The 12271-nt window shown below is 69.4% G+C and carries 5 protein-coding genes and 1 pseudogene; 2 read left to right on the top strand and 4 right to left on the bottom strand.

Going from position 1 to position 12271, the window contains the following annotated elements:
- The first annotated feature begins 255 nt into the window (after positions 1 to 255).
- Both VKZ50_12120 and VKZ50_12125 read left to right on the top strand, forming a co-directional pair.
- Positions 256 to 4632, top strand: coding sequence for a DEAD/DEAH box helicase (locus VKZ50_12120; protein ID HLJ60468.1), 4377 nt, complete (start codon positions 256 to 258; stop codon positions 4630 to 4632).
- Complete coding sequence (locus VKZ50_12125) at positions 4632 to 5603, top strand: D-2-hydroxyacid dehydrogenase (protein HLJ60469.1); 972 nt, start codon at positions 4632 to 4634, stop codon at positions 5601 to 5603. Before VKZ50_12120 ends, VKZ50_12125 begins: the two co-directional genes overlap by 1 nt.
- Positions 5604 to 5667: 64 nt before the next feature.
- Here the strand turns inward: VKZ50_12125 and lon are convergent.
- The 4 genes and pseudogenes from lon to tig all read right to left on the bottom strand — a co-directional run bounded on the left by lon (position 5668) and on the right by tig (position 11995).
- Positions 5668 to 8169: pseudogene (lon, locus tag VKZ50_12130) on the bottom strand (endopeptidase La).
- A 428-nt stretch (positions 8170 to 8597) separates the two neighbouring features.
- Complete coding sequence (clpX, locus tag VKZ50_12135; GenBank protein ID HLJ60470.1) at positions 8598 to 9872, bottom strand: ATP-dependent Clp protease ATP-binding subunit ClpX; 1275 nt, start codon at positions 9870 to 9872, stop codon at positions 8598 to 8600.
- 33 nt (positions 9873 to 9905) lie between these two features.
- On the bottom strand, positions 9906 to 10505 hold the full coding sequence (locus tag VKZ50_12140; GenBank protein HLJ60471.1) for an ATP-dependent Clp protease proteolytic subunit: 600 nt from the start codon (positions 10503 to 10505) through the stop codon (positions 9906 to 9908).
- Between the two features lie 113 nt (positions 10506 to 10618).
- On the bottom strand, positions 10619 to 11995 hold the full coding sequence (gene tig, locus VKZ50_12145; protein ID HLJ60472.1) for a trigger factor: 1377 nt from the start codon (positions 11993 to 11995) through the stop codon (positions 10619 to 10621).
- Positions 11996 to 12271: the final 276 nt, after the last annotated feature.

A 12271-nucleotide genomic window follows, 5' to 3' on the forward strand; every position in this document is an offset into this window, starting at 1 on the left:
GACATCCCGAGGCAGCAACTGCAGGCGGGAAGACAAGAGGGCCCGCGGCCGCCTGCATCGACCGGTATACCCGAGTTTTGGAGGTTGTAGCCGCACTCCATTCGTCCCTGAGTCCACCGCACCGACCGCGTAACCCCAGATCCGGCCGAACCGGCGTCCAAGCGTGTGCCCCGTGGCGCCGCGGGCGGGTCTGAGGGGCGCTCGGGTGGAACGGCGCCTGGAAGATGGCCCCGTCGCGGTGGTAGACTCGACTAGATGAGCCTCGCCCTGTTTCATCCGTTAGTCACCCGTTGGTTCGTCCAGCGGTTCGACGCGCCCACCGCCGCCCAGGTCGCCGGGTGGGCGGCGATCGGCAGCGGGCGGGACACCCTCGTCGCCGCGCCCACCGGATCTGGCAAGACGCTCGCCGCGTTCCTGTGGTCGGTGAACGGGCTCGTCCGCGAAGGCGCCACCGGGGGTCTCCGCGACGGCACGTCCGTCGTATACGTCTCGCCGCTCAAGGCGCTCGGCAACGACATCCAGCGCAACCTCGTGACGCCGCTCGAAGAACTGAGGCGGCTGGCCGCGACCGAAGGGACGACGCTCCCCGAAATTCGGGTGGCGGTCCGCTCGGGCGACACACCCGCGCGCGAACGAGCGCTTATGCTCCGGCGGCCGCCGCACATCTTGATCACCACGCCGGAGTCGCTCTATCTGCTCCTGACGGCAGAGCGGAGTCGGGAGTTTCTGCGCACGGTACGGACGGCGATCGTCGACGAGATCCACGCCGTCGCCGGGGACAAACGCGGCGCGCACCTCGCGCTCTCGCTCGAGCGGTTGGACCTCCTGACGGGCACCCGCTGCCAGCGCATCGGTCTATCGGCCACCCAACGACCGATCGAGGAAATCGCCCAGCTACTCTCCGGGTCGGCGCGGAACGGCCGCGGGCCGAGCTCGGAGTGTACGATCGTCGACACGGGCCACCGCCGGCCGTGGGAGTTGGCGGTGGAGGTGCCGGGTCCGCCGCGCGGTCCGATCGCCACGCATGAGATGTGGGACGCGATTTACGACCGCGTGGCCGCGCTCGTGCGGGCCCACCGAACCACGCTCGTGTTTGTGAACACGCGGCGGCTAGTCGAACGCGTGGCGCACCACCTGACGCTGCGACTGGGCGAGGGGCGGGTCGCCGCGCATCACGGCAGCCTGTCCCGACAGATCCGACTGGACGCCGAGCAGCGTCTGCGCGCTGGGGACGTCCCGGTGGTGGTGGCCACGGCGTCCCTCGAACTCGGCATCGACATCGGTCACGTGAACCTGGTCTGCCACCTCGGCGCGCCGCGCGCGATCGCCACGCTGCTCCAGCGCGTCGGACGCTCGGGGCACGGCGTGGCGGAAACGTCCAAGGGCGTGCTGTTCCCGCTCACGCGGGACGATTTGATGCAGGGCGCGGCCGTCGTACGCGCGGCGCGGGCAGGCGACCTGGACGGCGTCGTGCTGCCCGACAAACCCCTCGACATTCTCGCGCAGCAGATCGTCGCCACCGTCGCGACGCAGGAGATCGCCGAGGACACACTCTTTGACGTCGTGCGGCGCGCGCACCCCTACCGCGATCTCACCCGGGGCGAGTTCGACCAAGTCGTGGGGGTGCTCGCGGAAGGCGTGGCCCGCCGACTCGGCCGGACGACCGCGTTGCTCCACCGCGACGGCGTGCACCGCGTCCTGCGGCCCAGACGCGGCGCGCGCCTTGCGGCGATCACCTCGGGCGGCGCGATCCCGGACACCGCGGACTACGACGTGGTGCTGGAGCCGGACGGAACCGTCGTCGGCACCGTCAACGAGGATTTTGCCGTGGAGAGCATGGCGGGCGAGACGTTCCTGCTCGGGAACACCTCCTGGAGAATCCGCCGTATCGAGGCGGGGCGGGTGCGCGTCGTGGACGCGCACGGTGCGCCGCCGTCGGTGCCGTTCTGGATCGGTGAGGCGCCCGCGAGGACGCCGGAGCTCTCCGCCGCGGTGTCCGCGCTCCGCGGAGACATCGCCGCGCGCCTCGAGGATCGGGCGGCGGCATCCGCCTGGCTCGCGGCCGAGGCGGGCGTGGATGCGGACGGCGCGGCGCAGGCGGTGGACTACGTCGCCGAGACCGTGGCGTCGTTGGGCTGCGTCCCGTCCCAGGAAACGATCGTCGCCGAGCGGTTCTTCGACGAGGCCGGCGGGATGCAGGTCGTGCTGCACACGCCGTTCGGCGCGCGGATCAACCGGGCGTGGGGGCTCGCGCTGCGGAAGCGGTTCTGCCTGACGTTCGACTTCGAGCTGCAGGCCGCGGCGACGGACGACGGGATCGTGCTCTCGCTCAGCCAGCAGCACAGCTTCCCCCTCGACAGTCTCTTCGGGTTCGTGCGGACCCGGACGGTGGAAAAGGATCTCGTCCAGGCGCTGCTCGCGACACCGCTGTTCACGACGCGCTGGCGGTGGAACGCCACGCGGTCCCTCGCGCTGCTGCGTCACATGGGCGGCCGACGCGTGCCGATGCCGATCCAGCGGATGCGGTCCGACGACCTCCTCGGGGCGGTGTTCCCGGAGCAGGTGGGCTGCCAGGACAATCACATGGGGCCGATCGAGCCGCCCGACCACCCGCTTGTGACCGAAACGATCCGCAACTGTCTGCACGAGGCGATGGACCTCGACGGTCTGCGCGGGGTCCTCGGCGCGCTGGAGGCCGGCGCCATCCGCGCGGTTGCGGTGGAGACGCCGACCCCGTCGCCGATGTCGCAGGAGATCCTGAACGCGAACCCGTACGCGTTCCTCGACGACGCGCCGCTCGAAGAGCGGCGCGCCCGCGCGGTCTCGCTTCGGCGTACCGACCCCGATCTCGCGCGCGGCGTCGGGGCGCTCGACCCCGCGGCGATAGCCGAGGTCCGCGCGCAAGCGTGGCCGGACGTCCGGACCGCCGACGAACTACACGACCACCTGCTGACGGTCGGCGTGCTCCCGGTTGAAGACGTGCTGTCCTGGACGCATCCGCCCGGCGGACCGCAACTGGCCGACGCGCTGGTCGCGGCCGGGCGCGCCGTCGTCGCCCGGTGGGCCGACGTCGCAGGCCGCGAGCGGCGCGCCTACGTCGCCGCCGAACGCGTGGCGCTCGTCGGCACGGCGCTGCCGGGCGCGCGATTCGACCCGGCCCCGGCGGCGCACGACGCCTCATCCTCCGCGCCGCCCGGCGGATCGGCGACGATCGGGCGCAGCGACGCGGTGCGGGAAATCGTGCACGGGTGGCTGCAGTGCATCGGCCCCGCCACGGCCGGCGGCCTCGCGGACAGGATCGGCCTCCCGGTCGCCGACGTCGAGGCCGCGCTCGCCGTGCTGGAGGGCGCGGGGACCGTGCTGCGCGGGCGATTCACGCTGCGGCCGGACAGACTCGAGTGGTGCGAGCGACGGCTGCTGGCGCGTATCCACCGTCTGACGCTCGGCCGGCTCAGGCGCGAGATCGAACCGGTTGAACCGGCCGCGTTCATGCGGTTTCTCCTGCGCTGGCACCACGTGCAACCGGGAACACAGCTGTACGGCCGGGACGGGGTCGCCGCGGTCGTCGCGATGCTAGAGGGCGTGGAGGTGCCCGCACCCGCGTGGGAGGAGCATGTGCTCCCTGCGCGGATCCGCGAGTACAATCCGGCGGATCTGGACGCGTTGTGCCTCGACGGCACGGTCACGTGGGGGCGGGTTCCCGCGAACCGACCGGCCGCCGAACCGGAGGATGAAGCCGGCGCGCGGGTCAAGCCCGGTCACCCATGGCCCGGCCTCTCGCGCGCCGTCCCGATCACGCTCGCGCTACGCGACAACCTGCCCGCCCTCCTCGGGCCCGGCGCGCATGTCGAGGAGACGCCGGGGCTCAGCCACGCCGCGCGCGACGTGGCGGGCGTCCTGGCGGCGCGCGGCGCGTCGTTCCTCCTCGATATCGCCCGCGCCGTGCGCCGCCTTCCGGCGGAGGTCGAAGCGGCGCTCTGGGAACTCGTCGCCGCCGGGATCGTGACGGGAGACGGACTAGCGGGGCTGCGTCGCCTGGTGCACGGCGCGCCGCGCGCCCGGCGCCGGCATCGCGCGTCTCTTTCGGCGGTCGGAAGACGGGTGTCAGCACGGCCACTCCCGGCGGGACGCTGGGCGATCTGGGACCCGGGCGCCGAACCGCTTAGCGCCGACGAACGCACCGACGCGCTCGCCCGCCGATTGCTGCAGCGCTACGGAGTGGTCTTCCGCGACCTGCTGGCGCGCGAGCGATGTGCGCCGGCGTGGCGCAGCCTGCTCGACCGTTATCGACGGTGGGAAGCCCAAGGCGCGATTCGCGGCGGGCGGTTCGTTGCGGGATTCACCGGAGAGCAGTTCGCGCTCCCGGAGGCGGTCGACGCGCTGCGGGCCGTTCGCCGGACGCCCGACGAGACGCGCGAGGTCGTCGTCTCGGCGGCCGACCCGCTCAACCTGATCGGGGTGGTGCTCCCGGGTACCCGGGTGTCACCGCTCTCTGGGCTTGCGATCGCGTTCCGGAACGGCGTCCCAGTCGACGTCGCTCCGCGCGGCGCGCTCCTCGCGCGGCTGAGCCTGGCCGCACACGGGCCTGCGTCGCCGACCGCCGCCGCCACGCCCGTGCCGCGGCGCCCGTGATGACGCACGGCCCGGTGCTCCTGATCGTGCCCGCGCCCATCCCGGACCAGGTGCGGGCCCGGCTCGCGGAGTCGGCCCGGACCGCCGCCCCAGGGATCGATCTCACCGTCACGGATGGTGCGGACCGCGCCGTCGCGCGCGCCGAGGACGCGGAGGTCATCGCCGCCTACGAAGTGCCCGCGTCGCTCGCCGCGCATACCCGCCGACTGCGGTGGATCCACGCGTTTACCGCCGGTGTCGATCAGTTCATGACGGTCCCCGGCATCGCGGACGGCGGCGTCACGCTCACGCGGACCGTCGGCGCCCACGGCGCCATGCCCGAACACGTCATGGCGCTGATCCTCGCATTTGCGCGCCGCCTGCACGTGAGCATCCGGAACCAGGCCGCGCACCGGTGGGACCGCGGGTCCGCGATCGGCGACGAGGTCGCCGGCCGGACGCTCGGCGTCCTCGGGCTCGGCCAGATCGGGCAGGCGCTCGCGTCGCGCGCGGCGGCGTTCGGCATGCGCGTCATCGGCACCCAGCGCTCCCCGCGACCGCTCCCCTTCGTCGACCGGGTATTCGCGCCGGACCGCCTCCTTGAGGTGCTCCACGAGGCCGACTACGTCGTCGTCTTGCTGCCGCTTACCGCGGAGACGCGGGGCTTGCTCGGCGAACCCGAGCTGCGGGCGATGAAACCGAGCGCGGTGTTGATCAACGTCGCCCGCGGCGCGATCGTGCAGGAACCGGCGCTGCTCGCGGCGCTCCGGCAGGGGTGGATTGCGGGAGCGGGGCTCGACGCGCTCGAGCAGGAGCCGTTGCCGCCCGAGCACCCCCTGTACGAGATGGAGCGCGCCATCATCACCCCGCACGTCGCCGGCGTCGCCCCGGCGTACTTCGACCGGGTGATCGCCGTCTTCTGCGAAAACCTCCGGCGGTACGTCGAGGGCGCACCGCTCCTCCACGTCGTGGACGTCGTGCGAGGCTACTGAAACGCACACGGCGCCACAGTCTCGCGCGACCGGCACCGCGGAATAACACGGGCGGGGCGGCCCCTCAGAGGACCGCCCCGCCCGGAATCGCTTGAAGACCGCGCCGGGCCGCGCCGCCCGGACGATCCTCGTTACGCTATGCCTGGATCGAGGGCTGGGACCGGCGCACCGAGCTCGGCGGCGGGGTGAGCATGGGCAGTCCCGCCGGTTCCCCGAGGGCCTCGGTGAGCACCTGGTCCATGTGCTGCACGAACACAAACCGCAACTTCTTCCGCACGTTGCCCGGGATCTCGTAGAGATCCTTCTCGTTCTCCTTGGGAAGCACCACCGTCTTGATCCCTGCTCGGTGCGCGGCGATCACCTTCTCCTTCACGCCGCCGATCGGGAGCACCTTGCCCCGCAGCGTGATCTCGCCGGTCATCGCGACGTCGCTCCGCACCGGCCGGCTCGTCAGCGCCGACACGATCGCGGTCGCCATCGTGATCCCCGCGGAGGGCCCGTCCTTGGGCACCGCGCCCGCCGGCACGTGCACGTGCACGTCGTACCGCGACGCGAACGCTTCGTCGGCCCCCAAGCGGCGCGCTCGCGAGCGCACGTAACTGAACGCCGCCTGCGCGGACTCCTTCATGACGTCGCCGAGTTGTCCGGTCATCGACAGCTTCCCTTCGCCCCGCAGGAACGTCGCCTCGACGGTGATGATGTCCCCGCCCTGCTCCGTGTAGACGAGCCCCGTGGCGGCGCCGATCTCGTCCTCTTTCTCCGCGGTCCCGTAGTGGAACTTCGTCGGCCCGAGGAACTTGTGCACGTTCTGAGTGGTCACCTTGACCGACGTCACCTCTTCCTCGGCGACCTCGCGCGCGATCTTCCGGCAGATGGTGCCGATTTCGCGCTCGAGGTTCCGGACGCCGGCCTCCCTGGTGTACTGACGGATCACGTGCCGCAGCGCATCGTCGGTGAACGTCACTTGGTCGGGCTTGAGACCGTTCTCCTTGAGCTGCTTCGGGATCAGGAACTGGGTCGCGATGTGGTGCTTCTCCTCCTCGATGTACCCGGAGAACCGGATCACCTCAAGCCGGTCCCGCAGCGCCGGCGGCACCGTGTCGAGAATGTTGGCGGTGGTGATGAACATCACTTCGCGCAGGTTAATCGGCAGCTCGAGGTAGTGGTCGCTGAACGCGTCGTTCTGCTCCGGATCGAGCGCCTCGAGCAACGCGGCCGATGGGTCACCGCGGAAGTCCATGCCGAGCTTGTCGATCTCGTCCAGCATGAATACGGGATTGCGGCTGCCGGCGGTGCGCATCCCCTGAACGATCCGGCCGGGCAGTGCGCCTACGTACGTCCGGCGATGCCCCCGGATCTCCGCCTCGTCCCGCACGCCGCCCAGCGACACGCGCACGAACTTTCGGCCGAGCGCCCGCGCGATCGACTTCCCGAGGCTCGTCTTGCCGGTGCCGGGCGGTCCGACGAAGCACAGGATCGGTGCCTTCGAGTCCGGCGCGAGCTTGCGGACGGCCAGGTACTCAACGACGCGGTCCTTCGCTTTATCGAGACCGTAATGGTCCTCGTCGAGAATCGTCCGCGCGACCTTGGTGTCGAGGCGATCGTCGGTGTGCGTGCTCCACGGCAGCGCCAGGATCCAGTCGAGGTACGTCCGGACGACAACGGCCTCGGCCACCATCGGGGGCATCTTCTCAAGCCGCCCCAGCTCCTCGAGCGCCTTCTCCTTGACCTTCTCCGGGAGGTTCGCCTCCTCGATCTTCTTGCGGTACTCGTCCACCTCGGCGGTACGCTCGTCCTTCTCGCCGAGCTCCTGCTGGATCGCCTTCATCTGCTCCTTGAGGAAGTACTCGCGCTGGCTCTTCTCCATCTGCTTGCGCACGCGATTCTGAATCTTGCGCTCGAGCTCGAGGATGTTGATCTCCTTGGTCAGGATGCCGCTCAACATCTCGAGCCGGTCTTTGGGCGCCGCCACGAGCGCACGCTGCCGCTCCTCCACCCGCAGCTGCAGATGTTGGGCGACCAGATCCCCCAGGCGGCCGGGTTCCTCCGCGGACATCACGAGCATGAACGCCTCGGGCGGAATCGAGCGGGACAACCGCGCATAGCGCTCGAACTGGGAAGTCACCCCGCGCATCAGCGCCTCGATCTCGAGCGGTTTGTCGGTCGAGTCCGGCCGCGTTTCGACCCGCGCCTGGAAGAACGGCGCGCTCTGCACGAACTCAACGATCGCTGCGCGCACGGCACCCTCGACCACGACCTGCACCGTACCGTCCGCCTGCTTCCCGACCTGCAGGATGCGGCACATCGTGCCCATCCCGTACAGCCCGTCGGGCTCCGGATTCTCCTCGTCGTCCTTCTTCTGGGCCACGAGCAAGATCACGCGATCCCCAGTCAACGCGGCCTCGAGCGCCGCCAGCGACTTCGGGCGTCCCACGCCCAGGGGTACAACCATCGAAGGCAGCACCACCGTGCCCTTGAGCGGCAGGGCCGGCACCACCTCCGGGAACGATTGAATATCCGGCGTCGGCAGCTGCTCCGGCGTCTGCTTCGGCGTTTGTTCCGTCATCGACAAACCTCCTCGGGGAGGACACCCTCCCCCTCACGACCCATTCCTAGAGCCGGACGCCCCACCCAGATGTGCCGCGACTCCATGCGATAACCATCCAACATGAGCGCCCGCTCACCACACGTGCCCATCCCATTCTTGCCCTAGTTGCCCCTGTCTCGGCTCACGCCTCCGACTTCCGTTCTTATCTACTATATACGGTGGAAACGCCCGCGGGGATTCCAGCCCCCAGCGGACTAGTTCCGGCGGCCCCATCGAAGGACCCGATACGACCAGCGTCGGGACTCGCTCGCGAGCTCCACGGCCCCGCCTCGGCGTCCGCCGCCCAGTTTGGACGTAGCCTGGCCGGATGCCCCAAAAGGGGAAGAAGCCTGCGGTGCAGGCTTCTTCCAAGGCCGTACTCACGGTGTCCGCGTGCCCGGGCTCGCTCAGGCGGGCTTCTCCTTGGGCATCTTCTTCAGGTCGCCGGCGGTGAGCAGCAGCGGCTCCATGTGTTTCTCCACGGTCTCCCGCGCCACGATGCAGCGCTTGACGTCCCCGCGGGCGGGGATCTCGTACATGATGTTGAGCATGAGCTCCTCGATGATCGTGCGGAGCCCCCGCGCGCCGGTGTTCCGCGTCATCGCCTCCCGGGCGATCGCGCGGAGCGCATCGTCGCCGACGATCAGCTCGACGCCGTCCATCTCCAAGATCTTCTGATACTGGCGCACGAGCGCGTTCCTCGGCTCCACCAGAATCGTCACGAGGTCCGACTCCGTCAGCGGCTCCAACGGCACCACGACCGGAAGCCGGCCGATGAACTCCGGGATGAGGCCGTACCGGAGCAGGTCCTGCGGCATCACCTGGGCGAGCAACTCGCCGATCCGGTGCTCCCGCTTGGGTTCGATCTTCGCGCCAAACCCGATGCTCGCGACGCGGACGCGCGACTCGATGATCCGGTCGAGCCCGTCGAACGCGCCCCCACAGATGAACAGGATGTTCGTCGTGTCGATCTGGATGAACTCCTGGTGTGGGTGCTTCCGGCCGCCCTGCGGTGGGACGTTCGCGGTCGTCCCCTCCAGGATCTTGAGCAGCGCCTGCTGCACGCCTTCGCCGGACACGTCGCGTGTGATCGACGGGTTCTCGGACTTGCGCGCGATCTTGTCGACCTCGTCGATGTACACGATGCCGCGCTCGGCGCGCTTGACGTCGTAGTCCGCAGCCTGAATCAGCCGCAGCAGGATGTTCTCGACGTCCTCACCGACGTACCCCGCCTCCGTCAGCGACGTGGCGTCGGCGATCGCAAACGGCACGTCGAGGATCCGCGCGAGTGTCTGCGCCAACAACGTCTTGCCGCACCCGGTCGGGCCGATCAGCATGATGTTGCTCTTCTGCAGCTCGACCTCGGGCGACCGTTTGGAGTGGGACCCGATGCGCTTGTAGTGATTGTAGACAGCCACGGCCAGCGCTTTCTTGGCACGTTCCTGACCGATCACGTACTGGCAGAGGGTCTGGTAGATCTCGTGCGGCTTGGGAACGCTCCGCGGCTTCGCGTGCCCGTGGGGTCCCGCCGCGAGCTCCTCCTCGATGATCTCGTTGCACAACTCGATGCACTCGTCGCAGATGTAGACACCCGGGCCGGCCACGAGCTTCCGCACCTGTTCCTGGGTCTTCCCGCAGAACGAGCACTTCAGGCGGTCCCGGTCGTCTGTGGTCTTAAACATCGTGTCTCGGCTCTCCGTCTGCCCGGCGCGTCGTCATGTAGGCCGGTTCCCGCTCCGCGGCTTGATCACGTCGTCGATGAGCCCGTATTCCTGCGCCTCGCTGGCGCTCATCCAGAAATTCCGGTCGGTATCCCGCTGCACGCGCTCCAGCGGCTGCCCCGTGTGCTGGGCGAGGATTTCATCCAGAATTTGCCGGATCGCGAGGAACTCCTTCGTCTGGATGCTGATATCCGACACGGAACCCTGTGCGCCGCCCCACGGCTGGTGAATCATCATGCGAGAGTACGGCAGCGCAAACCGCCGTCCCTTCGTTCCTCCGGCCAATATAATCGCCCCGGCGCTGGCCGCGAGGCCTACGCAGATGGTCGACACGGGCGACTTCAGGAACTGCATCGTGTCGTAAATCGCGAGCCCCGCGGTGGCCGACCCGCCCGGGCTGTTTACATAGAGTTGAATCTCCTTTTCGGAGTCTTCATAGTCCAAATACAGCATTTGGGCGATGATGAGGTTGGCCATCTCATCCTCGATCGGCCCGCCGATGAAGATAAGACGTTCCCGGAGGAGCCGGGAGTAGATATCGTACGCCCGCTCTCCGCGGGCCGTCTGCTCGACAACGATCGGCATGTAGTACATGCATGCGCTCCCTTCCTACAGTCCCGCGTTTCCTCCGCCCTCTTCCTTCCCATCGTCGGCCGCGTGACAATGCGACGAGCATGGCGGAAAGGCGAGGAGAATGCGGCCCGAGGCTACGCGCCCGTACCCCGATCGGACTCCGGCGTCGCCGGGGGCTGCGGGTCACCCTCGGCCGTCGCCTGACTGGCCGCTGCGGGTTCGCCCACCGGCGTGCTCAGCGTGGAGGTCGTCTGCGGCTCCGGTCCGGCGACCGCCTCCACGAGCACCGCGATGGCCTTTCGCCGTGCCATGGTCTCCCGAAGGCCGTCCCGCCGCCCGCGCTCGGCGAGCCACGCCTCGACCTTGGGGATGTCCTGTCCCAACTCGGCCGCGAGTTTCTGGACCTCGGCGAACATCTCCTCCTCGCCGACGGCGAGCGACTCCCGCTCCGACACCGCCTCGAGCAGCAGGCGTACCCGCACCCGGCGCTCCGCCCGCGGCCGCATCTCCGCACGCAGCGCCGCCTCGTCCTTCCCCGCGCTGCGGAGATATCCATCGAGCGTCAACCCGCGCGACTGCAGCCGACCCGCGAGGTCCTCCAGGACATGCTCGACCTCGTGCTCGACCAAGCTCTCCGGCAGGTCGATCGCGGTCTGCGCGAGGACGGCGTCCACCACGCGGTCCTGCAGCGCTCCTACCTCTTCGTCGGCCCGCTCCGCCGCGAGACGGGCGTGCAGTCCCTCCCGCAGCGCCGCGAGCGTGGGTTGGTCCGATACCGTCTTCGCGAATGCGTCGTCGAGCGGCGGCAGCTCCTTGCGGCGCACATCGTCGACGCGGACGGTCACCTCGCCCTGGTCCGACGCCAGCTGGGCGGTGCGGGTCTCGCCAGCGCGGGTGCCCTCGAGCGCCGTCTCCACTTCCTGCGGCAGCAGCCCTCCGCCGAGCTCAACCAGCATCTCTTTGCCGGCCTGGAGCCGCTCGAACCCGGCCGGGGAGGCGGTGACCGTTAGGAGCACGAAATCGCCTCGCCGCGCCGCTTCGTCTGGCGCGCTCGCCAGCCGGCCATGACGCGCGCGGATGTCCTCCAGCGCGCGATCCACATCCTCGTCGGCGATCGGATGCGACTCGCGTTCGATGTGGATCGCCCGATAGTCCGGCAGCGTCACGTCGGGGTACACGTCCACCGTGGCGGTCACGCGTAGGCCCTTGCCGTCCTCCCCATCCTTCACGTCGATGGCAGGCTGGGTGATCGGAGCGATGCCCGCCTGCGAAATCGCCTCAGAGTACTGCGCCGGGACGAGTGTCCGGATCGCCTCTTCGCGGATCGAACCCTCGCCGAGATGGCGCTCCAGGATGGCGCGCGGCGCCTTACCGCGCCGGAACCCGGGCACGCTGACTCTCCGAACGAGCGACGCGTAGGCCTGGTCCATGGCGCGGGCCAGCGCTTCCTCGGGCACCTCGATCTCCAGCACGGCCCGGCTGCCGGGTTCGTTCCGCACCGCCACCTTCATCGCAACCCGCTCCTTCACGCCAAAACGGGGATCAGGACGGAAGAAAGCCTCGGCGCGGCATCGCCGCCGAGGCCCACAATCACCCGGGCGCAGTATACACAGGGCAACGCGCGCGTGTCAAGGCGATGTCGGCAACCGTGTAGTAGTTCAGCAATAATGTCACCCCCTAACAGTTCCGTGACTATGTCACCCTGGGACTATGACCAGGGAGACGATCATGTTGAGTCAGAAGGATCAACAGCGCGTGCAGGTCCTGACACAGGTCCATCGGGGCAC

Source organism: bacterium, from assembly GCA_035295165.1.
In the GTDB taxonomy this organism is placed as follows: Bacteria; Sysuimicrobiota; Sysuimicrobiia; order Sysuimicrobiales; family Segetimicrobiaceae; genus JAJPIA01.

Excerpts from the sequence above, each read along its gene's own strand:
- VKZ50_12120 (HLJ60468.1), top strand. The coding sequence starts at position 256 with ATGAGCCTCGCCCTGTTTCATCCGTTAGTCACCCGTTGGTTCGTCCAG.
- VKZ50_12125 (HLJ60469.1), top strand. The coding sequence starts at position 4,632 with ATGACGCACGGCCCGGTGCTCCTGATCGTGCCCGCGCCCATCCCGGAC.
- clpX (HLJ60470.1), bottom strand. The coding sequence starts at position 9,872 with ATGTTTAAGACCACAGACGACCGGGACCGCCTGAAGTGCTCGTTCTGC.
- VKZ50_12140 (HLJ60471.1), bottom strand. The coding sequence starts at position 10,505 with ATGTACTACATGCCGATCGTTGTCGAGCAGACGGCCCGCGGAGAGCGG.
- tig (HLJ60472.1), bottom strand. The coding sequence starts at position 11,995 with ATGAAGGTGGCGGTGCGGAACGAACCCGGCAGCCGGGCCGTGCTGGAG.